Annotated in this window: 24 protein-coding genes and 1 tRNA gene; 14 read left to right on the forward strand and 11 right to left on the reverse strand. The window is 68.8% G+C overall.

The window, feature by feature from the left end; translation table 11 throughout:
- Positions 1-3: 3 nt before the first annotated feature.
- Genes G6N31_RS20885 through G6N31_RS20895 form a run of 3 tightly spaced genes read right to left on the reverse strand, consistent with a single transcriptional unit; the run spans position 4 to position 2,107 of the window.
- Entirely contained in the window at positions 4-606 is a 603-nt protein-coding gene (locus tag G6N31_RS20885) for a cytochrome c oxidase subunit 3 (RefSeq protein WP_098005598.1), read from the reverse strand.
- Positions 603-1,382, reverse strand: a complete 780-nt coding sequence (locus G6N31_RS20890) for a hypothetical protein (RefSeq protein ID WP_098005596.1) — start codon at positions 1,380-1,382, stop codon at positions 603-605. Before G6N31_RS20890 ends, G6N31_RS20885 begins: the two co-directional genes overlap by 4 nt.
- Positions 1,379-2,107 carry a hypothetical protein gene (locus G6N31_RS20895; protein ID WP_098005594.1) on the reverse strand — a complete coding sequence of 243 codons (729 nt, stop codon included), beginning with the start codon at positions 2,105-2,107 and terminating at the stop codon, positions 1,379-1,381. Before G6N31_RS20895 ends, G6N31_RS20890 begins: the two co-directional genes overlap by 4 nt.
- 175 nt (positions 2,108-2,282) lie before the next feature.
- Between G6N31_RS20895 and G6N31_RS20900 the strand changes: the two genes are divergently transcribed.
- Together G6N31_RS20900 and G6N31_RS20905 are read left to right on the forward strand one after the other, a co-directional pair.
- The gene (locus G6N31_RS20900) at positions 2,283-2,885 is read left to right on the forward strand and encodes a TetR/AcrR family transcriptional regulator (RefSeq protein ID WP_420091230.1); all 603 of its coding nucleotides are present in this window, start codon (positions 2,283-2,285) and stop codon (positions 2,883-2,885) included.
- 55 nt (positions 2,886-2,940) lie between these two features.
- Positions 2,941-4,230: an HNH endonuclease signature motif containing protein gene (locus G6N31_RS20905; RefSeq protein ID WP_163722286.1), complete on the forward strand. Its 1,290-nt coding sequence runs from the start codon at positions 2,941-2,943 to the stop codon at positions 4,228-4,230.
- Here the strand turns inward: G6N31_RS20905 and G6N31_RS20910 are convergent.
- Both G6N31_RS20910 and G6N31_RS20915 read right to left on the reverse strand, forming a co-directional pair.
- On the reverse strand, positions 4,200-4,433 hold the full coding sequence (locus G6N31_RS20910) for an MmyB family transcriptional regulator (RefSeq protein WP_163722288.1): 234 nt from the start codon (positions 4,431-4,433) through the stop codon (positions 4,200-4,202). The two genes, G6N31_RS20905 and G6N31_RS20910, sit on opposite strands and share 31 nt — an antisense overlap.
- A gap of 32 nt (positions 4,434-4,465) precedes the next feature.
- Entirely contained in the window at positions 4,466-5,425 is a 960-nt protein-coding gene (locus G6N31_RS20915; protein WP_098006493.1) for an AraC family transcriptional regulator, read from the reverse strand.
- Between the two features lie 81 nt (positions 5,426-5,506).
- On the opposite strand from G6N31_RS20915, the gene G6N31_RS20920 reads away from it, so the two are divergent.
- Both G6N31_RS20920 and G6N31_RS20925 read left to right on the forward strand, forming a co-directional pair.
- The gene (locus tag G6N31_RS20920; protein ID WP_098006495.1) at positions 5,507-6,343 is read left to right on the forward strand and encodes an NAD(P)H-binding protein; all 837 of its coding nucleotides are present in this window, start codon (positions 5,507-5,509) and stop codon (positions 6,341-6,343) included.
- A complete protein-coding gene (locus tag G6N31_RS20925; protein ID WP_234815493.1) occupies positions 6,340-6,759 on the forward strand; it encodes a pyridoxamine 5'-phosphate oxidase family protein in 420 nt (139 codons plus the stop codon). Before G6N31_RS20920 ends, G6N31_RS20925 begins: the two co-directional genes overlap by 4 nt.
- A gap of 105 nt (positions 6,760-6,864) precedes the next feature.
- On the opposite strand, the gene G6N31_RS20930 is transcribed toward G6N31_RS20925, so the two are convergent.
- Positions 6,865-6,947 (reverse strand) — tRNA-Leu (locus tag G6N31_RS20930).
- Between the two features lie 236 nt (positions 6,948-7,183).
- Between G6N31_RS20930 and G6N31_RS20935 the strand changes: the two genes are divergently transcribed.
- The 7 genes from G6N31_RS20935 (at position 7,184) to pknB (ending at position 16,748) form a co-directional block, all read left to right on the forward strand.
- Positions 7,184-8,611 (forward strand): FHA domain-containing protein, encoded by a 1,428-nt coding sequence (locus tag G6N31_RS20935; protein WP_098006500.1) that lies wholly within the window; start codon positions 7,184-7,186, stop codon positions 8,609-8,611.
- A gap of 82 nt (positions 8,612-8,693) precedes the next feature.
- Complete coding sequence (locus G6N31_RS20940) at positions 8,694-9,161, forward strand: FHA domain-containing protein FhaB/FipA (RefSeq protein WP_098006501.1); 468 nt, start codon at positions 8,694-8,696, stop codon at positions 9,159-9,161.
- Positions 9,158-10,690, forward strand: coding sequence for a PP2C family protein-serine/threonine phosphatase (locus G6N31_RS20945; RefSeq protein WP_098006504.1), 1,533 nt, complete (start codon positions 9,158-9,160; stop codon positions 10,688-10,690). Before G6N31_RS20940 ends, G6N31_RS20945 begins: the two co-directional genes overlap by 4 nt.
- Positions 10,687-12,096, forward strand: coding sequence for a peptidoglycan glycosyltransferase RodA (locus G6N31_RS20950; RefSeq protein WP_098006531.1), 1,410 nt, complete (start codon positions 10,687-10,689; stop codon positions 12,094-12,096). Before G6N31_RS20945 ends, G6N31_RS20950 begins: the two co-directional genes overlap by 4 nt.
- On the forward strand, positions 12,093-13,568 hold the full coding sequence (gene pbpA / locus G6N31_RS20955; protein ID WP_098006506.1) for a D,D-transpeptidase PbpA: 1,476 nt from the start codon (positions 12,093-12,095) through the stop codon (positions 13,566-13,568). Before G6N31_RS20950 ends, pbpA begins: the two co-directional genes overlap by 4 nt.
- A 22-nt stretch (positions 13,569-13,590) precedes the next feature.
- On the forward strand, positions 13,591-14,874 hold the full coding sequence (locus G6N31_RS20960; RefSeq protein ID WP_098006508.1) for a protein kinase domain-containing protein: 1,284 nt from the start codon (positions 13,591-13,593) through the stop codon (positions 14,872-14,874).
- Complete coding sequence (gene pknB, locus G6N31_RS20965) at positions 14,871-16,748, forward strand: Stk1 family PASTA domain-containing Ser/Thr kinase (RefSeq protein ID WP_098006509.1); 1,878 nt, start codon at positions 14,871-14,873, stop codon at positions 16,746-16,748. Before G6N31_RS20960 ends, pknB begins: the two co-directional genes overlap by 4 nt.
- Here the strand turns inward: pknB and G6N31_RS20970 are convergent.
- The 3 genes from G6N31_RS20970 to G6N31_RS20980 all read right to left on the reverse strand — a co-directional run bounded on the left by G6N31_RS20970 (position 16,726) and on the right by G6N31_RS20980 (position 19,716).
- Complete coding sequence (locus G6N31_RS20970) at positions 16,726-17,400, reverse strand: aminodeoxychorismate/anthranilate synthase component II (protein ID WP_098006511.1); 675 nt, start codon at positions 17,398-17,400, stop codon at positions 16,726-16,728. The two genes, pknB and G6N31_RS20970, sit on opposite strands and share 23 nt — an antisense overlap.
- Positions 17,401-17,425: 25 nt before the next feature.
- Positions 17,426-18,685: a PE-PPE domain-containing protein gene (locus G6N31_RS20975; protein ID WP_098006513.1), complete on the reverse strand. Its 1,260-nt coding sequence runs from the start codon at positions 18,683-18,685 to the stop codon at positions 17,426-17,428.
- A gap of 269 nt (positions 18,686-18,954) precedes the next feature.
- Positions 18,955-19,716, reverse strand: coding sequence for a DUF881 domain-containing protein (locus G6N31_RS20980; RefSeq protein WP_098006515.1), 762 nt, complete (start codon positions 19,714-19,716; stop codon positions 18,955-18,957).
- Positions 19,717-19,794: 78 nt separating this feature from the next.
- On the opposite strand from G6N31_RS20980, the gene crgA reads away from it, so the two are divergent.
- Together crgA and G6N31_RS20990 are read left to right on the forward strand one after the other, a co-directional pair.
- Positions 19,795-20,076 carry a cell division protein CrgA gene (gene crgA / locus G6N31_RS20985; protein WP_098006517.1) on the forward strand — a complete coding sequence of 94 codons (282 nt, stop codon included), beginning with the start codon at positions 19,795-19,797 and terminating at the stop codon, positions 20,074-20,076.
- 177 nt (positions 20,077-20,253) lie between these two features.
- Positions 20,254-20,679, forward strand: coding sequence for a PH domain-containing protein (locus G6N31_RS20990; protein WP_098006519.1), 426 nt, complete (start codon positions 20,254-20,256; stop codon positions 20,677-20,679).
- Here the strand turns inward: G6N31_RS20990 and G6N31_RS20995 are convergent.
- Positions 20,676-21,203, reverse strand: a complete 528-nt coding sequence (locus tag G6N31_RS20995) for a peptidylprolyl isomerase (RefSeq protein WP_098006521.1) — start codon at positions 21,201-21,203, stop codon at positions 20,676-20,678. The genes G6N31_RS20990 and G6N31_RS20995 overlap by 4 nt on opposite strands.
- 106 nt (positions 21,204-21,309) lie before the next feature.
- On the opposite strand from G6N31_RS20995, the gene cwsA reads away from it, so the two are divergent.
- On the forward strand, positions 21,310-21,744 hold the full coding sequence (gene cwsA / locus G6N31_RS21000) for a cell wall synthesis protein CwsA (RefSeq protein ID WP_098006523.1): 435 nt from the start codon (positions 21,310-21,312) through the stop codon (positions 21,742-21,744).
- Positions 21,745-21,766: 22 nt separating this feature from the next.
- Here the strand turns inward: cwsA and G6N31_RS21005 are convergent, their stop codons facing one another.
- Positions 21,767-23,167: an MCE family protein gene (locus tag G6N31_RS21005; RefSeq protein ID WP_098006525.1), complete on the reverse strand. Its 1,401-nt coding sequence runs from the start codon at positions 23,165-23,167 to the stop codon at positions 21,767-21,769.
- Position 23,168 lies beyond the last annotated feature (1 nt).

Genomic DNA, 23,168 nt, shown 5'->3' on the forward strand with positions numbered 1-23,168 from the left:
GGGTCACCTCATCAGATACAGCAGCGCGAACAGGACGATCCACAACAGGTCGACCATGTGCCAGTACGTGGCACCCGTTTCGACGAAGGACATGCGCGGCGCGGGGCCGCGGAGATCGCGCACGACGAAGTAGAGGATCGCCAGGCCGAGCAGCACATGGCACAGGTGCATCCCGGTCATCACGAAATAGAACATGAAGAAGAGGTTGGTGCCCGGGGTGATGCCGGCGATGACCTCGGGAATGTATTCGAATGCCTTGAGCACCGGGAACACCGCGCCGCACCCCAGCGCGAGCCAGAACAGCCGGTGGCCTTCCGCGGTCTTTCCCGCGCGCGCCGCCGAGGTGCCCAGCGCGACCAGCAGCGAACTGGTCAGCAGCACAACGGTGTTGACCGCACCGATGTCGGTGTTCAGTTTGGCTTGGCTGTCCAGGAACAGGTCGTGGTTCTGACCGCGGTAGTACATGTAGACCACGAAGTAGACGGCGAAGATGATCAGATCGCCGATCACGAAGAACCACATACTCGATGCGCCGGGCAGGTGGTTGCGCTGCCCGGCGTCTCGTGGTGCGGGCGCGGTGGTGATCTGCGCCGTCGCCTCGGTCATGCGGCCACTCGCGGACCGAGGTCGACGTTGTCGAGTTCGTCCTCGGGCTGATTCTTGATGGCGCGGTAGATGCAGAGGTAGACGATGATCTGCCAGGGCACATACAGCGCCATCGCGAACCAGAACGTCATCAGGCCGTCCCAGGCGAAGGGTCCGGACTTGGCGATCCAGACCGGCGCTGCCATCAGCTCCGTCACGTACTGCCAAACCGTGTAATAGCCAAGCCATTTGGGCAGGACGTTGTTCTGGTCGAGGATGATGGCCAGACCGAAGGCCATCCACATGATGCAGAAGCAGCCCAGTGATCCGATGAACGCCAGATACCCGAAGTCGTACAGCATGGCCAGGATCGCCGGGTCGTAGCCCGGACGGAACGCGCCGAGGCCGAAGCAGAACATCGGAAACAGCATTCCGACGATGGTGCCGGTCATGGCGCCGGCCATCAGGCTGTAGCGCAGCACCGGGCTGACCGACATCCGGCGAATCTGGTTGAGGTAGCACGCATTCGAAATCGGCGCCATCCCGAACGCCAACGTCAAGATGACGCAGGCGATCAGCAGGTTGGGCGACTGCATGAACTCGACGATCTCCGACTGCGGAGCGCTCGGGGAACGGGGCGGCATCATCCAGCTCAGCGGGACGAACACCAGCCCGAAGAGGCTGAAGAAGACCGGCACCGTCCAGAAGGCGATCCATTGATCCAGCTTCTTGGAATCGCGCCACCTCCGCGGCCGCGGCGCGGCCGGCTCGGGGGCGGGCGCGAGGCTCTTGGTCATACCAGGGCCTCTTGGGCTTCCTGCGTTGTGCCCTGCCGGTTGACCACGCGCACCAGAACGACGAACATCACCGCGATGTAGCAGGCAAATACGGCCAGGCGCAGGGTGAATGACAGCGCCCCGTCCCAGGCCAGTGGCCCGGTCTTGTAGAGCAGCGAGAACGCGCTCGGGATCAACAGGATTGCGGTCACCACGTTGAAGTGCGCCACCCAGCGGGGGAAGATCGGATCGGGGCGGGAGTCGAGATAGATGCTGACCGCCAGGCAGAGGTTCTGCACCACGATGGTGCCCACCGGTGCGATGAAGAAGAACCACGCCATGTCGTTGAGCAGGCTGATCAGCTGCGGATCCCGGTCAGGCCGGAAAGCGGCCATGCCCCAGCAGTAATCGGCGAGAATGAACGCGGTCAGCCCGACGCCGACGCACAGCATGTAGGCGTAGGTGAAGACGTTGCTCGATGTCCCGATCCGCGACATCTGCACGGCCGTGACCGCGAACAACGGCACCAGCGAGCACGCGATCAGGTTGCACAGGATCGCCACCCCGAGGATGCCGGTGACGTTGGCCCCGAAGAATGCCGCGACCTGCTCGGGCGTCATCGTCGGTGACAGCGGCGGCCAGAACACCGGGAACAAGAAGTAGGCCAGCACGAACAGCCCCGCCGCCGGCGGCACCATCCACAACATGATGCGCTGGCCCCGGATGTTCATCGCCGTCGTCGTCATCGTCGATATCGCCTGTCTGATGTCTCGGCCGTGTCCCGACAGGTCTAGCACGTTCACTGACAGATGACAACGAATTGGCTCGGTTGTCTATGCAAAGAGCTGCTTTAGGCCGTCTCGACGCGGCAATTTGGCCGACAACGGTCAGCCAGCCACCGTGATCGGGCACAATGGGCGCGTGCCAGAAAGCGCGACCCGGCGGGATGAGCAGCGTCGACACACGCGCTCCAAACTGCTCGACGCCGCGATCGTGGAGTTCCAGCGCGCCGGCACCCAATCGGCTGACATCAACGCCATCGTGAAGTCCGCAGGCGTCGCGCGCAGTACCTTCTATTTCCACTTCCCGACCAAAGAACATGTGCTGCTGGAGCTGATCCGCCGCGACGAGGTGCAACTCGCCAACGAGCTCGGCCACTTCCTGGACACGCGCCACGACCTGCCCGCCGTGCTGCGAACGATCATCGAGTTGGTGCTCGACCTGGAAAGTCGCTGGGGCTCAGCACTGTTCCACGATGTGATCAGCCTGTACTTCTCCCCCACCCGACCCGAACCCGAACAGTGGGTCAACCATCCCCTGTTCGTGCTGCTGGCCGCCGAGATCGAACGCTCGCGGATTCGCGGCGAGCTGTACGACGACGTCGATGCCTACCACAGCGCGGCGTTCTTCCTGCTCGGCGTGTACGCGCTGCTCACCACCACCGGAGAATCCCGGGCGGAACGCGACGTCGCGCTGCAGAAATTCTTGACGAGCACCCTGCGCAGCCTGCGTCCCGCGACGTAATCCGTGAGCCGCCAACAGGTCCGGAATTGTCAGACCCTGCTGCTTGTATGGGGTCATGTCTTCCACCGCGCTGTTGGCCGATGACGAGGTCGAGCCTGCGTCGAGTCGGGCGGCTCGGTTGGATGCGTTGTTCGACGAGTTGTCGGAGTTGGCGGGGCAGCGCAATGCCATCGATGGCCGGATTGTGGAGATCGTGGCCCAGATCGACGGGGACCGGTTGTGGGGCAACACCGGGTGCCGGTCGATCGAAGCGTTGGTGGCGTGGAAGATCGGGTGTTCGCCGAACAACGCCGAGACCGTGACCGCGATCGCCGACCGGCTGGCCGAGTTCCCGCGCTGTGCGGCCCTGTTGCGGGAGGGCCGGTTGTCGTTGGATCAGGTCGGGGTGATCGCCCAGCGCAGCGGGCAGGGCTCCGATGCCCACTATGCCGGGTTGGCCGAGAACATGACGGTGGCGCAGTTGCGCACGGCGGTCAAGGTCGAGCCGCAACCGGCGCCGGCGCCGCGCCCGCAATTGCAGCCGCAGGTCAGCAAGAGGTCTAAGGGAGAGTTGGTCTGCTGGACGATCACGCTGTCGACCCTTGAGTCGGCGACGTTCGAGGCCGGGCTGGCCTCCCAGCACGACGGGCTGATCGCGGAGTGGAAACGCGACCACGCCGGTGAGGACTCCGCCGACGACACTGAGGACGATGACGAGGATGCGGTCGGTGTGCGGCCGCCGATGCCGACGCGGGTGGATGCGTTCACGGCGTTGGTCGAGGCGGGGTGGGACGCCGATGTGACGGCCCGCCCGCACGGGCAGCGCACCACCGTGGTGGTGCACGTCGACGTCAAGGACAAGGTCGCCTCGCTGCATCTGGGCCCGCTGCTCACCGATGCCGAGCGCCGCTATCTGAGCTGTGATGCCACCTGCGAGGTGTGGTTCCAACGCCACGGCGAACCGATCGGGTCCGGGCGCAGCACCCGCACCATCAGCCGACGGTTGCGCCGCGCCCTGGAGCACCGCCATCGCACCTGCGCGGTGCCCGGGTGCGGGGCCACCCGCGGCCTGCACGCCCATCACCTGCAGCACTGGGAGGACGGCGGAGCCACCGAGCTGGACAACCTGGTGCTGCTGTGCCCGTGGCATCACCGCCAACACCACCGCGGGGTCATCACCATCACCGGACCCGCCCCGACCATCACCGTCACCGACCGCCAAGGCCGACCGCTACGCCCCGGCTCCCTGGCCCGCCCACCCACCCAGCCACCCCCCGACGTCCCGCCCTACCGCGGCCCCACCGGCGAACGCGCCCAATGGAAGTGGTACCACCCCTACGAGCCACCGACGCCGGGCGACAACTGATTCGCGACCACTGCCGGCAACTGGCAGCTGAGCTCCAGTCTTCCTACTTCGGGGTGGTTGTAGCGCTTGACTTCTCGAGGCTTGATGCCGATTTCGTGTTTGTCCCACACGGCCCGGAATTCGGCGCTCTCGGTCGTGAGCAGCTTCTGCAGCTGCGCCGCCTTGGACTCGAAACCGCGGCTCCATCCCGGCAGTGGGTTCATCGAGCGACACCCTGCCGTCACGGGCCGCCGGTCTACTCCGCGACGGCCACGGTGTCGAGACGCCGCAACGCATTGCGGCGGAACTGACTCGGGTTGATGCCGCGGACCCGTTTGAACGCCGCACTGAACGTGAACGGATCGTGATAGCCCACGGTCCGGGCGACCTCAGCCACAGTCGCCGTCTCCTTCTCGACCAGGAGATCCACGGCCAGGGTCATCCGCCAACCGGTGAGATAGGTGAGCGGCGGCTCACCCACCAGGTCGGTGAATCGCTTGGCCAACGTCGACCGCGAAACTCCCACCCGATCGGCCAACGCGGACACCGTCCAGGGTGCCGCAGGATCGGCATGCAGTAACCGCAACGCCTCCCCGATCACCGGATCACGCTGAGCCGTCCACCAGGCGGGCGGCTCGCCGTCAGGACTGTCGAACCATTCGCGCAACGTGCACACCAGCAGCCAGTCCAGCAGGCGGTCCAGCACCACCTGCTGCCCCGGGACGTCGAGAGCCACCTCGGCGGCGACGAGTTCGAGTACGGAATCGCCGGCGCCTCCTCCCTCGACGCGCAACACCGGCGGTAGCGCGTCGAGCAGGCGCCGGCAGATCTCTCCGCGCGCCAGGTAGGCGCCGACGATCAACGTCGCCGCTGCGGTGCCCTCAGCGACAGCGTCAGTCCAGCCGAGACGATGCCTGGTGCCACCCTGATCGGGCGTCGCGCAGAACTCTCCGCACGCCACCGGATCCGCGGGCGTGTCCACGGCATCGACGAAAGTGAAGGTGTCCGGGCCCCGCACCACAACCGAGTCACCGTGGCGCACCTCCACTGGGGGACCATGTTCCGGCACGATCCAGCCGGATCCGTTGATCACCGTGCACAGGGTCAACGGCGCGCCGTCGACGAAGTGCAATGCCCACGGCGGAGTCAGCGATGAGCTGCCGAACAGCGAGCCGTGTGCGCGGACACCACGAAAGAGGTCCCCGAACGCGTCCATCTCACCAAGACTAGACGAATTCACAGGCATACCGGCCTCTCGCCCATGGGATCGTCCACACCGTGCGGGTTGTATCGGGGTATGACCACTGAAACTTTCCTCGTTCTGGGTGCAAGCGGAAAGACCGGCCGTCGCGTCGCCGCGCGCCTGCGGCTTCGCGGCCTCGCGGTGCGCTCGGCGTCCCGATCCAGTGAGACCCGGTTCGACTGGTCGGATCCGGCCGGTTGGGACGCGGCCCTCACCGGTGTCGACGCCGTGTATGTGGTGGCCCCCGCCGCAGTAGGGCCCGTCCACAAGTTCGTCGCTCATGCCCGCGACGTCGGCGTCCGGCGCCTGGTGCTGCTGTCCGGACGCGGCGCGGACACGTGGGGTGACTCCGATTTCGGGCGCGACATGCGCGATGCCGAGGATGCCGTCAGGGGTTCCGGGTTGGAGTGGACAGTGTTGCGTCCCAACAACTTTGCGCAGAACTTCGACGAGGAGCTCTGGCACGCCCCGGTCAAAGCCGGGAAACTGGCCCTACCGGCCGGCGACATTCCGGAGCCCTTCGTCGATCTCGAAGACGTCGCCGACGTCGCCGCCACCGTCCTCACCGAGCCCGGCCGGCACAGCGGAAAGACCTACGAGTTGAGTGGCCCGCGCGCGATCACCTTTGCCGAGGCGGCCGAACTGATCGCCCGCGCAGCGGGCCGCCCCGTCGCCTACGAGCGGATCTCCCCCGCCGAGTACGCCGTGCTGCTGCAAGAGCACGGACTGACCGCAGACGACGCACACCACGTCACCGAGATGTTCGTGCTCATGGAGCGTGCCCAGTTGGCCGGAACGACGAATGACGTCGCCACAGTGCTCGGACGCCAGGCTCGCGCGTTCGAGGACTATGTCCTGCGGGTTGCGGCGAGCGGAGTGTGGTCGCGGTGAACGCTGTCCTGACCGCCGAAGATCGCGAGTTGCTCCAACGGCCGCTACACGGGTTCTTCACCGCGGCCGGCGGAGAGGCGCCACCTCAGCCGCGACCGGTCTGGTTCGAGGTCAGCAGCAGCGGCGCAATCCAACTGTTCACTGCCCCGAACAGTCCCAAAGTGCGACAGCTGACACGCGACAGTCGCGCATCTCTGATAGTCGCCGCCCCGGTGGGCGAGCGCGAGCGTTGGGTCTCGATCGCGGGACCCGTCACCATCCAACGAGAAGGGGCGCGCGAACTGCTGAAGCGGCTGGCCGCTCGCTACTGGGCCGCCGACGAACCCGAGCGAGCCGCAGAACTCGCCGCGATGCTGGACCAAGAGTGGGTGCGCATCCTCATCCACCCGGAGAAGGTGAGCCGCTACGCGATGTGACGGGCCGGGCCGGCAAGCGCGGCGTGTGATCTCAGCCAAACACAAAGGCCGCGAACCCGAAGGTTCGCGGCCTTGCTGCCTGCGATCCAGAAGAACCGCTCGCTGTGGGCGAAGGGGGACTTGAACCCCCACGTCCCGAAGGACACTGGCACCTGAAGCCAGCGCGTCTGCCATTCCGCCACTCGCCCGGACGACCGAGGGAGCCTATCACGCACTCCGCTCGACTCCCCAACCGTATCGGCGCACCCCCGACTTCGCCAAAACGGCCACCCACAACGCTCTGACCTGGCCGGATCCGATTCTCAGAATTCCGTTGGTGTAGTAGCGGCGCACCGGGCCACTACCATGCAGGCAGCACAGCCACCAGCCGACACGCTGGTGAATCCACAAACCAGCTGCTCGCCGACGGAGGGAGATCGGAACGATGGGACTCGTCGGCCGTTTCGAGCGCAGGCTCGAGGATTCGGTCGGCAATGCCTTCGCCCGCGTCTTCGGTGGCGCGATCGTTCCGCGGGAGGTGGAGGCGCTGCTGCGGCGGGAGGCCGACACCGGTGCCCGGGAGATCCCCGGCGGCCACATTTTGGCGCCGAACGACTACGTCATTACCCTCAGTGTGCCTGACTATCACAAGGTGAGTGCCGATCCGGACATCACCTCGACCACGTTCGCCAAGCACCTGGAGGGATACATCCATGAGCAGGGGTGGCAAACGTATGGTGATGTGGTCGTCAGATTCGAGCAGTCACCCAACCTGCACACCGGACAGTTTCGCGCGCGTGGCGCGGTCAATCCTGACTCCACCACGGATCAACCGGACCCACCGCCTCGACCAGGCTCGTCCCCCGCAGAACCAGGAGTACCACCGATGACCGACAACCCGAGCTACCGCGGCGGCCCCGGACAGGGGCGGCCCGCGGACGACTATTACGACGACCGCTACAACCGGCCCGACGACCGCGGCTACCCGCCGCCGCCTCCGGCCGAGCAGGGCGGCTACCCGCAGCAGGGCGAGCACGGCTACCCCCCGCGCGGCGGATACCCCGACCAGGGCAATTACCAGGATCAGGGCGGCCACCCCGAGCACGGCGGCTACCAGGATCAGGGTGGCTACCCGCCGCCGTCCTACGACCCGCGCCCGCCGGCGGGCTACGGCCCCCCGCAGGGCGGCTACCCGGATCCGGGCTACCGGCCCGGCCCGGGCGGCTACGGTCCCCCGCCCGGTGGTGGCCAGCACGGCGGCGGCCAGCACGGTTACGGCGGCCCGACCGGTGACTACGACTACGGTCGCCCGCCGGGGCGCCCCGACGACGGCGGGTACGGTCAGCCGCCGCGGCCGGCCTACCCCGACCAGGGCGGCTACCCCGATCAGGGCGGCTACCCCGATCAGGGTGGCTACGGCGGCGGTCAGGGTGGTTACGGCCGCCAGGACTACGGCCAGCCCGACTACGGCCGCTACGGCGAGCCGGCGGGCGGGTACGGCGACCAGGGTTACCACGACCAGGGCTACGGCGCCGGCGGGTACGGCGGCGGCTACGGCGCGCCGCAGGGCGAGTACCCGAGCGCCGGCGCGACGGTGACGTTGCAGCTCGACGACGGCAGCGGACGCACCTACCAGCTGCGCGAAGGCACCAATGTGATCGGCCGCGGCCAGGACGCGCAGTTCCGGCTGCCCGACACGGGTGTGTCACGTCGGCATCTCGAAATCCGCTGGGACGGGCAGGTCGCGCTATTGTCAGACCTCAACTCCACCAACGGCACCACGGTGAACAACGCGCCGGTCCAGGAGTGGCAGCTGGCAGACGGCGACGTCATCCGGCTGGGCCACTCCGAGATCATCGTCCGCGTTCACTGAGGCCGCACGGAAGCGGTCGTATCGGTCGACTCCCCCAGTATGGTGGCGGTGCCGTAGGGACAGGAGACGGAGAGGACGTCAGATGCAGGGCCTGGTACTGCAGCTGACCCGCGTCGGCTTCCTGTTGCTGCTGTGGTTGTTCATCTGGTCGGTGCTGCGCATCCTGCGTACCGACATCTACGCGCCCACCGGCGCGGTGATGGTGCGCCGCGGGCTGGCGCTGCGCAGCTCGCTGCTGCCCAGTCGGACCCGTCGCCACGTCCCCCGCCAGTTGGTGGTCACCGAGGGCGCGCTGGCCGGCACCCGCATTCCGCTGGGCACCCAACCGGTACTGATCGGACGGGCGGACGACTCCACACTGGTGTTGACTGACGACTACGCCTCGACGCGCCATGCTCGGCTCTCACCACGAGGTCCGGAATGGTACGTAGAGGACCTAGGATCCACGAACGGCACATACCTCGACAGGGCGAAGGTGACGACTGCGGTGCGGGTTCCGATGGGCACACCGGTGCGCATCGGCAAAACGGTGATCGAGCTGCGCCCGTGACCCTCGTCCTCCGCTATGCCGCCCGCAGCGACCGGGGCCTGGTCCGCGCCAACAACGAAGACTCGGTGTACGCCGGGGCTCGGCTGCTGGCGCTCGCCGACGGCATGGGCGGCCACGCCGCCGGCGAGGTGGCCTCCCAGCTGGTGATCGCCGCGCTGGCCCACCTCGACGACGACGAACCCGGCGGCGACATCCTCAGCAAGCTCGACGCCGCGGTGCGCGAAGGCAATTCGGCGATCGCCGAGCACGTGGAAGCCGATCCCGAGCTCGAGGGCATGGGCACGACGCTGACGGCGATCCTGTTCGCCGGCAACCGGCTCGGACTGGTCCACATCGGCGACTCCCGCGGCTATCTGCTGCGCGACGGCGAGCTCACCCAGATCACCAAGGACGACACCTTCGTCCAGACGCTCGTCGACGAGGGCCGCATCACCGCCGAGGAGGCGCACAGCCACCCGCAGCGGTCGCTGATCATGCGCGCGCTCACCGGCCACGAAGTGGAGCCGACGCTGAGCATGCGGGAGGCCCGCGCCGGTGACCGGTACCTGCTGTGCTCCGACGGCTTGTCCGACCCGGTCAGCCAGGAGACGATCGCCGAAGCGCTGCGCCTGCCCGACGTCGCCGAAAGTGCGGACCGCCTCATCGAACTGGCGCTGCGCGGCGGCGGGCCGGACAACGTGACCGTGGTGGTCGCCGACGTCGTCGACGTCACGTCCTACGACTACGGCCAGACCCAGCCGATCCTGGCAGGCGCCGTGTCCGGCGCCGACGATCAGAGCGCACCGCCGAACACCGCGGCCGGCCGCGCCTCGGCCTTCAACCCCAAACGGGCAGCCGCGAAACGCGTTGAGCCCCAACCCGAAGAACCGCCGCCGCGACCCCGGTCCCGGCGGCGGATGTTCATCGCGGGCGCCGTCGTCGTCCTGCTGGTGCTGGCCGGCCTGGCCGTCGGCCGGGAGATCCTCCGTAACAACTACTACGTCACCGAGCACGACGGCACCGTCTCGATCATGCGCGGCGTGCAGGGATCGTTCCTCGGTTTCCCGCTGCAAGAGCCCTACCTGCTGGGCTGTCTGAACTCCCGCAACGAACTCTCCCTGATCAGTGCCGGCCAGTCCCGCGACAACCTGGATTGCCGGCTGCTGGCCGTGGCCGACATGCGGCCGTCCGAACGCGCCCAGGTCATCGCCGGCCTGCCGTCGGGGTCGCTCGACGACGCCATCCGCCAGATCGAGGAACTCGCCCGCAGCTCCGTTCTCCCGGTGTGCACGCCCCGCACCACCACCTCCCGGCCTCCGGCACCGAGCCCGACCGCGCCCACGGCGCCGGGACCCACGCCGACCTCGACGACCCGGGCGACGCCGGCCGCACCGGCTCCCGGGCCCGGCGCATCGGGACCGGCGCCCGAGACACCGCGCACCGTCACCTCGCCGGCACCGCCGCCCGCGCCGCCGTCCCCGTCGCCGACGGTCACGGCGCTTCCGCCGCCACCACCGCAACCGGGAACGAACTGCCGGGAAGTGGCATGACGACCCCGCAGTCCCCGGTCGCGGTGACCCCGCCGCTGCCCAACCGCCGCAACGCCGAACTGATGCTGCTCGGCTTCGCGGCGGTGATCACCACGGTGGCCCTGCTGCTCGTCGAGGCGAACCAGGACCAGGGGCTGGACTGGGACCTGGCGCAGTACACGGTCGCCTACCTGGCGCTGTTCGGCGGCGCGCACCTGGCGGTCCGGCGCTTCGCCCCGTACGCCGATCCCCTGCTGCTGCCCGTCGTGGCGTTGTTGAACGGGCTGGGACTGGTCCTGATCCACCGCCTCGACCTGGCCGAAGGCACGACCACCGCGCAGGGTCTGGGCGGCTCGGCCGATCAGCAGATGTTGTGGACCCTGGTCGGGGTGCTCGGGTTCTCGGCGGTGGTGATGCTGCTCGATGATCATCGGACGCTGTCGCGGTACGGCTACGTCTGCGGTCTGACGGGCCTGGTCCTGCTGGTGATCCCCGCCCTGCTGCCCCGGTCGATGTCGGAGCAGAACGGCGCCAAGATCTGGATCAAACTGCCGGGCTTCTCCATCCAGCCCGCCGAGTTCTCCAAGATCCTGTTGTTGATCTTCTTCGCCGCGGTGCTGGTGTCCAAGCGCGATCTGTTCACCAGCGCGGGCAAGCACGTGCTCGGCATGGACCTGCCCCGTCCGCGCGACCTGGCGCCGCTGCTGGCCGCCTGGATCGCGTCCATCGGCGTGATGATCTTCGAGAAAGACCTCGGGACGTCGTTGCTGCTGTACGCGTCGTTTCTGGTGCTGGTCTACATCGCGACCGAGCGGTTCAGCTGGGTGGTGTTGGGGCTGGCGCTGTTCGCGGCCGCCAGCGTCGTCGCCTACTACGTCTTCGACCACGTCCGGGTCCGCGTCCAGACCTGGCGTGACCCGTTCGCCGACCCGGACGGGGCCGGCTACCAGATGGTGCAGTCGCTGTTCAGCTTCGCCACCGGCGGCATCTTCGGCACCGGGCTGGGCAACGGCCAGCCCGGCACCGTGCCCGCCGCGTCGACCGACTTCATCATCGCCGCCGTCGGCGAGGAGCTCGGTCTGGTCGGCCTGGCCGCGGTGCTGATGCTCTACACCATCGTGATCATCCGCGGGCTGCGCACCGCGCTGGCCGTGCGGGACAGCTTCGGCAAGCTGCTGGCCGCCGGGCTGGCCGCCACGCTGGGAATCCAGCTGTTCATCGTGGTCGGCGGCGTGACCAAGCTGATCCCGCTGACCGGCCTGACCACGCCGTGGATGTCCTACGGCGGCTCGTCGCTGGTGGCCAACTACCTGCTGCTGGCCATCCTGGTGCGCATCTCGCACAACGCCCGGCGACCCCTCGAGAGCAAGGCGCTCCCGGCCGGCAACATCGCCGCGACCAACACCGAGGTGATCGAGAAAGTATGAACACCTCACTGCGTCGCATCTCGGTGGTGATCATGGCCCTGGTCGTGGTGCTGCTGGCCAACGCCACACTGACCCAGGTGTTCACCGCCGACGGGTTGCGCTCGGATCCGCGCAACCAGCGTGTGCTGCTCGACGAGTACTCCCGGCAGCGCGGCCAGATCTCGGCCGGCGGACAGCTGCTGGCCTACTCGGTGTCCACCGCGGGCCGGTTCCGGTACCTGCGCGTGTACCCCAACCCGTTCACCTACGCGCCGGTCACCGGCTTCTACTCGCTGAGCTATTCCAGCGCCGGCCTCGAGCGCGCCGAGGACCTGATCCTCAACGGGTCCGACCAGCGGCTGTTCGGCCGCCGGCTCGCGGACTTCTTCACCGGGCGCGACCCGCGCGGCGGCAACGTCAACACCACCATCAAACCGCAAGTGCAGCAAGCGGCTTGGGACGCGATGGAGAACGGCTGCAACGGTCCGTGCCGCGGCGCGGTGGTGGCGCTGGAGCCCGCGACGGGCAAGATCCTGGCGATGGTGTCGGCGCCGTCCTACGACCCGAACCTGTTGGCCAGCCACGACCTCGACGCGCAGACCGCAGCCTGGGAGCGGCTGCGGGACGATCCGGGCTCACCGCTGCTCAACCGCGCGATCTCCGAGACCTACCCGCCCGGGTCGACGTTCAAGGTCGTCACCACCGCGGCCGCGCTGCAGGGCGGCGCCACCCCCGACACCCGGCTTACCGCCGTGCCGCGCATCCCGTTGCCCGACAGCACCGCGACGCTGCAGAACTTCGGTGGTTCAGCGTGCGGCAGCGGCCCGACCGCGACGCTGGAGTACGCGTTCGCGCACTCGTGCAACACCGCGTTCGTCGAACTGGGTCTGGACACCGGGTCCGAGGCGCTGCGCACCGCGGCCCGCGGATTCGGCATCGACGAGGCGCCCGCCGAGATCCCGTTGCAGGTCGCCGAGTCGACGGTGGGACCGATCGCCGACGCCGCCGCGCTGGGCATGTCCAGCATCGGGCAGCGTGACGTGGCGCTGACCCCGCTGCAGAACGCCGTCGTCGCCGCGACGGTCGCCAACGGAGGGGTCACGATGCAGCCCTATCTGGTCGACAACCTGCGCGGTCCCGACCTGTCCAACATCGCCACGACGGTGCCCAACGAAGAGCAGCGGGCGGTCAGCGAGGACGTCGCAGATACACTTACCGACTTGATGGTCGCCGCCGAGCAGGTGACTCAGCAGAAGGGAGCCATCGCCGGCGTGCAGATCGCATCCAAGACCGGCACTGCGGAGCATGGCACGGATCCGCGTAACACGCCTCCGCATGCCTGGTACATCGCTTTTGCGCCCGCCCAGGCACCCAAGGTCGCGGTCGCTGTGCTGGTGGAGAACGGCGGAGACCGGCTCTCGGCCACCGGCGGTGCCCTGGCGGCCCCCATCGGCCGCGCCACCATCGCCGCGGCGTTGCGGGAGGGCTCATGAGCTCCTTGGTCGGAGACAAACGATGAGCCCCCGCGTCGGAGTCACGCTGTCCGGGCGCTACCGCCTGCAGCGCCTCATCGCCACCGGCGGCATGGGCCAGGTGTGGGAGGGCGTCGACTCCCGGCTGGGCCGGCGCGTCGCGATCAAGGTCCTCAAGGCCGAGTACTCCACCGACGCCGAGTTCGTGGAGCGGTTCCGCGCCGAGGCCCGCACCGTCGCGATGCTCAATCATCCGGGCATCGCCGGGGTGTACGACTACGGCGAGACCGACATCGACGGCGAGGGCCGCACCGCCTATCTGGTGATGGAACTGGTCAACGGCGAGCCGTTGAACTCCGTGCTGAAACGCACCGGACGGCTGTCGCTGCGGCACGCGCTGGACATGCTCGAGCAGACCGGGCGGGCCCTGCAGGTGGCCCACACCGCCGGACTGGTACACCGTGACGTCAAGCCGGGCAACATCCTGATCACCCCCACCGGGCAGGTCAAGCTCACCGACTTCGGCATCGCCAAGGCCGTCGACGCCGCTCCGGTCACCCAGACCGGGATGGTGATGGGCACCGCGCAGTACATCGCGCCGGAGCAGGCCCTGGGCCACGACGCCACCGCCGCCAGCGACGTGTACTCCCTGGGAGTCGTTGGCTACGAATCGGTTTCGGGTAAGCGCCCGTTCACCGGCGACGGCGCGCTGACGGTGGCGATGAAACACATCAAAGAGACTCCTCCCCCGCTGCCGGGTGATCTGCCGCCCAACGTGCGCGAGCTGATCGAGATCACCCTGGTGAAGAACCCGGGCGCGCGGTACAAGTCGGGCGGTGCGTTCGCCGACGCCGTCGCCGCGGTCCGGGCCGGGCGCCGCCCGCCGCGGCCCAACGCCGCTCCGGCGATCGGGCGGGCCGCGCCCACCGCGGTGCCGCCGGCCATCGCGGCCCGCCCGGCCGCGGACATGACCGGGCGCGCTCCGGCGACCGCGGCCCGCGCCCGCCCCACCGGAAGCCACCGCTCGGCTCCGCCGGCACGACGCAGCTTCTCCTCGGGTCAGCGCGCGCTGTTGTGGGCGGCCGGGGTGCTCGGCGCGCTGGCGATCGTCATCGCGATCCTGATCGTGCTCAACGCGCAGGACCGCCGCGACCGCACGCCGCCGCCGACCGTCACCGAGACCCCGACCTCGGAGGTGGCGCCGCCCGCCGAGACGCCCGCGGCGGCGCCGGGCCGTGAAACTGTCCGATACTGGGTACCAACAGTCCTTGACCGCTCACCGCCGGCAGCGGTGACGCCGCCCGCACCAGAACAGACCTTGCGATGACGACCCCACAACACCTGTCCGACCGCTACGAAGTCGGCGAGATCCTGGGCTTCGGCGGCATGTCCGAAGTGCATCTGGCCCGTGACCTGCGGCTGCACCGCGACGTCGCGATCAAGGTGCTCCGCGCCGACCTGGCCCGCGACCCGAGCTTCTACCTGCGCTTCCGCCGCGAGGCGCAGAACGCGGCCGCGCTGAACCACCCGGCGATCGTCGCGGTCTACGACACCGGTGAAGCCGAGACACCGACCGGACCGCTGCCCTACATCGTGATGGAGTACGTCGACGGGGTAACGCTGCGCGACATCGTGCACACCGACGGTCCGATGGACCCGCAGCGGGCGATCGAGGTCATCGCCGACGCGTGCCAGGCGCTGAACTTCAGCCACCAGCACGGGATCATCCACCGCGACGTCAAGCCGGCAAACATCATGATCAGCAAGACCGGCGCGGTGAAGGTGATGGACTTCGGCATCGCCCGCGCGATCGCCGACGCCGGCAACCCCGTCACCCAGACCGCCGCGGTGATCGGCACGGCGCAGTACCTCTCGCCCGAGCAGGCCCGCGGGGTGAAGGTCGACGCCCGCTCCGACGTGTACTCGCTGGGCTGCGTGCTCTACGAGATCCTGACCGGCCAGCCTCCGTTCGTCGGCGACTCCCCGGTCGCGGTCGCCTACCAGCACGTCCGCGAGGACCCGGTGGCGCCGTCGGAACGGCACGGCGGCATCTCCCCCGACCTGGACGCGGTGGTGCTCAAGGCGCTGGCCAAGAATCCGGACAACCGCTACCAGACCGCCGCCGAGATGCGCGCCGACCTGGTCAAGGTGCACGGCGGTCAGGCGCCGGATGCGCCGAAGGTGCTCACCGACGCCGAGCGGACTTCCCTGCTGGCCGCTTCGCCGGGCCATCAGCACACCGAGCCGATCGCTGCGGGCCGGCGCCGTCGCGCGGCCTACGACGATTCGCCGCGCCGGGGATCGGTCAGCCGTTGGCTGGCCGCCGTGGCGGTGCTGGCGGTCCTGACCATCGTCGTCACCGTCGCGATCAGCATGCTCGGCGGCGAGACCCGCCAGGTCCAGGTGCCCGATGTGAGCGGGCAGCCGTCCGCCGATGCCATCGCGGCCCTGCAGAACCGCGGCTTCTCCACCCGCACCCAGCAGCGCCCGGACTCGTCGGTGCCGCCCGACCACGTCATCAGCACCGAACCCGGCGCGAACACGGCCGTCGCCGCGGGCGACGAGGTGACGCTGAACGTGTCGACCGGTCCCGAGCAGCGGGAGATTCCCGACGTCTCGGGCCTGAGCTACGCCGACGCGGTCCGCGAACTCACCGACGCCGGCTTCGAGCGTTTCCGCCAGACGACGTCGACGTCGCTGCCCGAACAACGCGACAAGGTGATCTCGACCGTCCCGCCGGCCAACCAGACCTCGGCGATCACCAACGAGATCACGGTGGTGGTCGGGCGCGGGCCGGCGACCGCGACGGTGCCGGACTGCACGGGCCAGACCACCGAGGTGTGCCAGCAGGTGATGGCGGCGTCGGGCTTCACCAAGGCGGTTCCGGTCGAGGTGGACAGCACCGTCACGGCCGGCCAGGTGGTCGGCAGCGAACCCGCCGCCGGTGAGACCGTGCCGCAGGACACCGTGATCCAGATGCAGGTCTCGCGCGGCAATCAGTTCGTGATGCCGGACCTGACCGGCATGTTCTGGACCGATGCCGAACCGCGGCTGCGGGCGCTGGGCTGGACCGGGGTGCTGGACAAGGGTCCCGACGTGCAGAACAGCGGTCAGCGCACCAACGCCGTGGTCCGTCAGTCACCCTCGGCCGGCAGTCCACTGACCTTCGGCAGCCGCATCACGCTGAACTTCGCGTCGTAGCCGCCTCGACGGCGTCGGCGACCTCGTCCTCGAGTCGGCGCACCAGCGCCTCCGACGGCGGCCGGCCGCAGTAGCCGAGCCAGTTGGCCAGCATGCGGTGGCCACCCTGGGTCAGGATCGACTCGGGGTGGAACTGCACGCCGTGGATCGGCAGCTCGACGTGCTGCACTCCCATGATGACGCCGCCCTCGGTGCGCGCGGTGACGGTGAGCTCGGCCGGCAGTGTCTCCGGCAGGATCGTCAGCGAGTGGTAGCGGGTGGCGATGAACGGGTCCGGCAAGCCGTGCAGCACACCCTGATCGGCGTGGTGCACGGTGCTGGTCTTGCCGTGCAGCAGCTCAGGCGCCCGGTCGACGGTGCCGCCGAACGCCACCCCGATGGCCTGGTGGCCCAGGCAGACGCCGAGCAGCGGAGTCCGCGCGGCGGCGCACGCCTTGACCAGCGGGATGGTCGCCCCGGCCCGCTCGGGTGTCCCGGGACCGGGGCTGAGCAGCACGCCGTCGAAACCGCGGGCCGCCGCGGCGATGTCCGCGTCGGTCAGCAGGTGCGCGTCGTCGTTACGCCACACCGTCGCGTCCACGCCGAGCTGGCCCAGGTACTGGACCAGGTTGAACACGAAGCTGTCGTAGTTGTCGACGACCAAGACCCGCATCAGGTCAGGCTAGCGTGCGGGCACCTCAGGCCGCAGTGGACGCCCGCTCGCTGCGACGGTTCTCACTGCCGGAGTCCGCGCCGTCGTCGGATCCCCCGCCGGCCTCGGTGGTGGCTTCGGTGACCTCGGCGGCCTCGGTGACCGTGCTCGAGTCGGTCTCCTCGGCCGCCTCCTCCGCCGCCTGCTCCTCGGCCAGCGCATCCTCGGTCAGCGCGTCGAGGTCGACCTCCTCCGGCTCGACCGGCTCCTCGTCTACCGGCTCCTCGTCGACCGGCGCGTCGTCGAGCTGGTCCGTGGAGACGGTTTCGATGACACGCTCCCCCACCTCGTCGGGCGACGCGGTCGGCTCCCCGTCGTCGGTGACGGCGTCCTCGGCGGTGGGCGTTGCGTCGCTGTCGTCCTCGCCGGCGGCCCGCCGTTCCTCCTGCCGGTCGCTGCCCTGCAGCGACGCCGGCGGCAGTCCATTGCCCCAGTCCGCGCCTTCACCCTGCTCGACGTAGGCAGGACGGTCGTAGTCCTGCTCGACCAACGGCCGGAAGATGGCGTCGAGCGTAGCCATCTGCTCGTCGCTGGCGAACGGGTCCACCCACTGCAGCATCGGCAGCACTTCGGCCTTCACCAGCATGTAGGTGACGCCGTCCTCCTCGTCGTAGTACACGAGATTGTTGGGATCGTTGATGTCGATGTTCCGGTAGGCGAAGTGGTTGATGAACGACAGATTGATCTGCGACCAGAAGCCGAAGCGGTCGGGCCGGTCGGCCACGGCGTCGTACTGCATGGTCACGTTCAGGGTCTTGTACGGGTTGTCGTCGGGAAAGCCCGTGCCCCAGTAGTGCCTGGCCTGTCCGCCGTACTTGTTCTCCGGGTTACCCATCGTGACGATGAGCACCACCCGGTCGGGGTCTGGGCCCAGCGACGGCATCTGGTGCCACACCCGCAGCCGGTCGTGTATCGACCCGGCGCCCGACGAGTAGCCCATCAGAATCAGGTCTCCCGGGGTCATCGTCACCGCCGCCTGCAGCGACCACGCGCCGCTCCAGGAGTCGCCCAACCCCGGGGAGAAGTTGACGGTCCGGCAGGTGTTCTCCTCGCAGAACGCGTTCTGAAAACTCTTCACGGTGGTCCGCGGCGGCTGAAGGGTGCCCTCGACGCCCAGCACGGTCGCTGCCTCCGCGGCCGGTTGCTGCGTCAGGCCCAGGGCGGCCGGCACACACAGTGCGGACGCCAGAGCTGCTGCGGCGCGACGCGGCCGGCGGGCTCGACGGTGACGGGGTCGACGGTTCATGGATTCCCTCCGAGTTTCCTTAGAGCCGGACCGTCGGGACACCCCCCCGTCCGAACTTTGCTCATGTTAGGGGGTAGCTAACCGCTCCGCTAGCGGAAGCGAGGACTTTCTCATTCCCCCAGCCGTGCCCGAGATCATTGACACGGCAGGCTGAGCGCCTGACCGTGTGGTGACCACGACGTAAACGATTACCAAATGAGAGCTAGCCGCGGGGGCAGTTCAGCAATTTTTACTTAGCTGTCATGTCAGTAGCCCATCGGGCTGGTGTGTCAGTAGCCCATCGGGCCGAGCGGCTGGGCGTACTGCATCCGCACCGGTTCGGTGTATCCGACCAGCTCCACGTCGCGGGCCTCTTCCAGGTAGCCGAGCCCGAACCGCGCCGCGTACTGCTTGTAGAGCGACACCAACTTCGACGCCGCCAGCGCATCCTGCATCGCGGTCGCGTCCCCGATCGCCGAGATCACGTACGGCGGGCTGTAGGTGCGGCCGTTGAGCAGGAGGGTGTTGCCCACACAGCGGGGTGCCGACGTCGCGATGATGCGCTGATCCTGCACCTGGATGCCCTCGGCCCCGGCGCTCCACAGCGCGTTGATCACGGCGGTGATGTCCTGCTGGTGCACCACCAGGTCATCCGGCGACGCGTCGCGCGGGAAGCGTCCCTGCGCGTCGCGCTGCGCGTCGTTGAGGGTCACCACCAGACCCGGCCCGCGCAGCGGGACCAGGCCCGCCGGGCCGGCAAGCGCATCCGCGCGCCGGGTGATCGCTGTGAGCGCGTCGGCCGCCGCCGGTGACCCGCCGTGGTGGTTCTGCGCCTCGCCGGCCAGGATGTCGCGCTGCGTGGCCAGCCGGTCGACGGACTGCTGGGCCTCCCGGACCAGGTCGACCAGCCGCGGCGCGTCGCTGCGCCGGATCTCGTCGCCGCCGGAGACGCCGTGGGTCACGCCCAGGAGCAGTCCGGCCGCCGCGCACACCACCGGGACGCCCCACCGCCACGGTGAGCGCTTCGATCCGGACGCGTCGGGGTCCTGCACGGGCCGTCTCCTAGGAAAACTGCAGCACGGGCTGCGTTAGGCTCTCACTATCCATCGTCGCACCGTCTGAAGGTTCCCATGCCCAAGTCCAAGGTCCGCAAGAAGAACGATTTCACCATCAACCCGGTGAGCCGGACTCCGGTGAAGGTCAAGGCCGGCCCGTCGAGCATGTGGTTCGTCGTGCTGTTCATCGGCCTGATGCTGATCGGGCTGATCTGGCTGATCGTCTTCCAGCTCGCCGGCAGTGGCCCGGACGTTCCCAGCGTGCTGCAGTGGATGGCCGACCTGAACGTCTGGAACTACGCGATCGCGTTCGCCTTCATGATCACCGGTTTGCTCCTGACCATGCGCTGGCGCTGACCGACGGGGGCGAAACGTCCGCCGGAATCCGTTCCCAACCGTTTCCGCTCCCGTGAACCTGCCGCAACCTGCGCGTTACCGGATCACACGCGTGTGATTCATCCCCATTGGGGATAGCACTTGTGGATAACTGCGAATGTCGCGCTAGGAGGCTGTGAATTGTCCACACAGCAAACAATGTGGGCACCCCCGACGGCGGGCGTCATCGGCACCGCCGCGGCCGGTGTCCTGCTGGCGGTCGGTGCTGTGACGCTGGTCACAGACCTGCCGGGCCGCATCCTCATCGGGCTTGCCGCGGTGGGTTTGCTTGTGTTCGCACAGATGTCGTGGTGGGCACGACCGAAACTGGCAATCTCCGGGGATGCGCTCGTCTACCGCGGGTGGTGGCGCGAGCGCACGATCGGCCGCTCCGATATCGCACTGATCCGCATCACGGAATTCCGCCGCATCGGGCGGCGGGTCCGGCTCCTGGAGATCGACACCACCGATGACCGGCTGCTGGTGCTCAGCCGCTGGGATCTCGGGACGGACCCGGTGCAGGTGCTCGACGCACTGACCGAGACCGGGTTCGCACCCGGGCCCGGTCGCGCGCCGCTGCGCTAAGAGATGGTGACCGACTCGATCACGACCGGATCGACCGGACGATCGCTGCGGTCGGTGGCCGTGGTCGCGATCGCGTTGACGACCTTCTTCGACTCGGGGTCGACGACCTCGCCGAAGATGGTGTGCCGGCGATTCAGGTGCGGTGTCTCGGTGACGGTGATGAAGAACTGCGATCCGTTGGTGCCGGGGCCCGCGTTGGCCATCGCCAGCAGGTAGGGCTTGTCGAACTGCAGCTCGGGGTGGAACTCGTCGGCGAACTTGTAGCCTGCGTCGCCGCGGCCGGTGCCGGTGGGGTCACCGCCCTGGATCATGAACCCTTCGATCACGCGGTGGAAGATCACCCCGTCGTAGAACGGCCCCGAGGAACCACCGGAGGCGTTCTCGGTGCTGTAATCCTTGGTTCCCTGGGCCAGTCCGACGAAGTTGGCCACGGTCTTGGGAGCGTGGTTCCCGAACAAAGCGATCTTGATGTCACCGCGGTTGGTGTGCAGGGTCGCGGTCGCGGTCTGAATAGGACTGGTCACGCTGAGCAGTCTGCCACGCGTCCCCGACGGCCAACCCGGCACCGTCGCGCACGCGGAGATGGCAGGCTGAGACGTCGATGTCGTCCGGCGGAAAAGAGGTTCGAAGATGGGCTCCAGCACCCGTGTGCGCATGACCCCGACGCAGCGGCTGAGCCGCGGCCTGAAGTACACCGCGATCGGGCCGGTCGACGTGACCAGGGGAGCGGTGGGACTGGGCGTCGACTCGGTGCGCTCGTCGGCGGCGTGGGCCGGTGACCGATACCGCAACGGCAAGCTCGCGCGCCAGCTCAAAGACGACCTCTCCTCGGCACAGCAGGCCCTCACCGCGGAGTTCAGCGCCGCGCAGGAGGTCGTCGCGGGCCTTCCGGAGGCGCTGGCCAAGGCGCGCGCCAAGCAGCGGCGGCGCAAGCGGCTGCTGTGGGTCGGGGTCGGGGTCACGGTGGTGGCCGGTGCGGCGGCGGTCTTCACCGTCGCGCGCCAGTCCGCGCAGCCGGAGCCGTCGCCGCGGCCGCCCAGCGTGGAGGTCACGCCGAAACCGTGACCGGCGGGGCTGCGGCGCCGCGTCAGCCCCCGGGCAGCAGCATCGACTGCCAGTTCTCCGGCGGGCCAGCACCTTCCGCCAGATCGTCGCGGGTGTATCGGCGCCCGTCGGGCCCGGTGTAGGCGCCCGTGGCGGGATCGTATTCGACGCCGGCGACCGGAAGCTGCGGCACGCCCTGGCCGGAGAGCGTGGCGTTGGGATCGCCCTTCCAGTTGTAGCCGTTGTTGAGCGGCACGTAGGTGTCGTCGCTTTCGCACATCGCCACGGTGGGGGCGCGCTTTCCGGGCCGGGTGACGCAGGGCAGGTTGCGCAGACCGCGCACGTTCAGCGGCGAGTCCTGCGGCACCCGGCAGTACAGATACCCCGGGGGCCGCTCCGGATGATCCTCCAGCACCGCCGCGCGCTGCTGCTGCGCCGGCAGGAAGCCGGTCGTGCACGGTGGGGGCTGGTTGAGGCTGAGGTTCAGACTCAGGTATGCGCCGCGGTACGGCTGCCGGGTGTCCCGGTTGGCCAGCACGATCGCCTGCGCGACGGCGGCCCCCTGGGGTAGCAGCACCAGCAACTGCTCCAGTCCCGGCTGATAGGTCAGCAGCACCTGCGTGATGCTGACCATGTCGGCGGCCAGGATCGGCACGGTCGGCCGGACGCGTTCGATCAACAGGCGCGCTTCCTCGACCGCCGGCGGGCCCTGCCGCAGCAGGTCTGCGACGGCGGCATCCTGGTCCTGCACCTGCCGGCCGAGGGTGGCCAGGTGTTCCGCCCAGCTTTGCACCGCGGCCCCGGAGTCGTTCTGCGCGTTCAGGATCGGTGGTGAGCGGTCGATCAGCGTCAGCACCGAATCGAGGTTCTCCCGCGCTCCGGCCGCGAGCCGGCCTCCTCCGGTGACGAGCCGGGACAGGTCGGGACCGAGACCGCCGAACGCGATGTAGGACTCGTCGACGACGGTCTGAAGATCATCGTGGGGGACCGCGTTGAGACCGGTGTTGAGCGCGTCGAGCACCGAGTCGAAATCGGGAGGCACCGAGGTGCGGTCCGCGGGGATGACGTCGCCGTTCTTCAGCGGCGGCGAGTCCCGGCGCGGCAGCAGCGCGATGTACTGCTCACCGACCGCCGACTGGCTGTGCACCTCGGCGTCGAGGTCGGCGGGGATCGGGGTGCCCGACGTCAGGGACAGCACCGCCGCCACACCGGTTTCGGTCAGCCGCACGTCCTTGATGCGGCCGACCTCGGCGCCCCGGTAGTTGACGTTGCCGCCGGGGTAGACGCCCGCGGTCCGCGGGAGTTCGACGGTGACCTGGTATCGGCCGATCCCGAACATCGCCGGCAGCCTGATGTATCCGAAGACCATGGCCGCCGCGAAGATCAGGGTGACCACGGCGAAGATCACCAGCTGGATTCGGATGCGCAGCGTCAGCGGGGGCATG

The organism is Mycolicibacterium duvalii, assembly GCF_010726645.1.
Taxonomy (GTDB): Bacteria; Actinomycetota; Actinomycetes; order Mycobacteriales; family Mycobacteriaceae; genus Mycobacterium; species Mycobacterium duvalii.

Excerpts from the sequence above, each read along its gene's own strand:
- G6N31_RS20910 (WP_163722288.1), bottom strand. The coding sequence starts at position 4,433 with ATGAACCCACTGCCGGGATGGAGCCGCGGTTTCGAGTCCAAGGCGGCG.
- G6N31_RS20975 (WP_098006513.1), bottom strand. The coding sequence starts at position 18,685 with ATGAACCGTCGACCCCGTCACCGTCGAGCCCGCCGGCCGCGTCGCGCC.
- G6N31_RS21005 (WP_098006525.1), bottom strand. The coding sequence starts at position 23,167 with ATGCCCCCGCTGACGCTGCGCATCCGAATCCAGCTGGTGATCTTCGCC.
- G6N31_RS20970 (WP_098006511.1), bottom strand. The coding sequence starts at position 17,400 with ATGCGGGTCTTGGTCGTCGACAACTACGACAGCTTCGTGTTCAACCTG.
- pknB (WP_098006509.1), top strand. The coding sequence starts at position 14,871 with ATGACGACCCCACAACACCTGTCCGACCGCTACGAAGTCGGCGAGATC.
- G6N31_RS20885 (WP_098005598.1), bottom strand. The coding sequence starts at position 606 with ATGACCGAGGCGACGGCGCAGATCACCACCGCGCCCGCACCACGAGAC.
- G6N31_RS20960 (WP_098006508.1), top strand. The coding sequence starts at position 13,591 with ATGAGCCCCCGCGTCGGAGTCACGCTGTCCGGGCGCTACCGCCTGCAG.
- G6N31_RS20950 (WP_098006531.1), top strand. The coding sequence starts at position 10,687 with ATGACGACCCCGCAGTCCCCGGTCGCGGTGACCCCGCCGCTGCCCAAC.
- G6N31_RS20890 (WP_098005596.1), bottom strand. The coding sequence starts at position 1,382 with ATGACCAAGAGCCTCGCGCCCGCCCCCGAGCCGGCCGCGCCGCGGCCG.
- G6N31_RS20915 (WP_098006493.1), bottom strand. The coding sequence starts at position 5,425 with ATGGACGCGTTCGGGGACCTCTTTCGTGGTGTCCGCGCACACGGCTCG.
- G6N31_RS20940 (WP_098006501.1), top strand. The coding sequence starts at position 8,694 with ATGCAGGGCCTGGTACTGCAGCTGACCCGCGTCGGCTTCCTGTTGCTG.
- G6N31_RS20935 (WP_098006500.1), top strand. The coding sequence starts at position 7,184 with ATGGGACTCGTCGGCCGTTTCGAGCGCAGGCTCGAGGATTCGGTCGGC.
- crgA (WP_098006517.1), top strand. The coding sequence starts at position 19,795 with ATGCCCAAGTCCAAGGTCCGCAAGAAGAACGATTTCACCATCAACCCG.
- cwsA (WP_098006523.1), top strand. The coding sequence starts at position 21,310 with ATGGGCTCCAGCACCCGTGTGCGCATGACCCCGACGCAGCGGCTGAGC.
- G6N31_RS20905 (WP_163722286.1), top strand. The coding sequence starts at position 2,941 with ATGTCTTCCACCGCGCTGTTGGCCGATGACGAGGTCGAGCCTGCGTCG.
- G6N31_RS20895 (WP_098005594.1), bottom strand. The coding sequence starts at position 2,107 with ATGACGACGACGGCGATGAACATCCGGGGCCAGCGCATCATGTTGTGG.
- G6N31_RS20990 (WP_098006519.1), top strand. The coding sequence starts at position 20,254 with ATGTGGGCACCCCCGACGGCGGGCGTCATCGGCACCGCCGCGGCCGGT.
- pbpA (WP_098006506.1), top strand. The coding sequence starts at position 12,093 with ATGAACACCTCACTGCGTCGCATCTCGGTGGTGATCATGGCCCTGGTC.
- G6N31_RS20920 (WP_098006495.1), top strand. The coding sequence starts at position 5,507 with ATGACCACTGAAACTTTCCTCGTTCTGGGTGCAAGCGGAAAGACCGGC.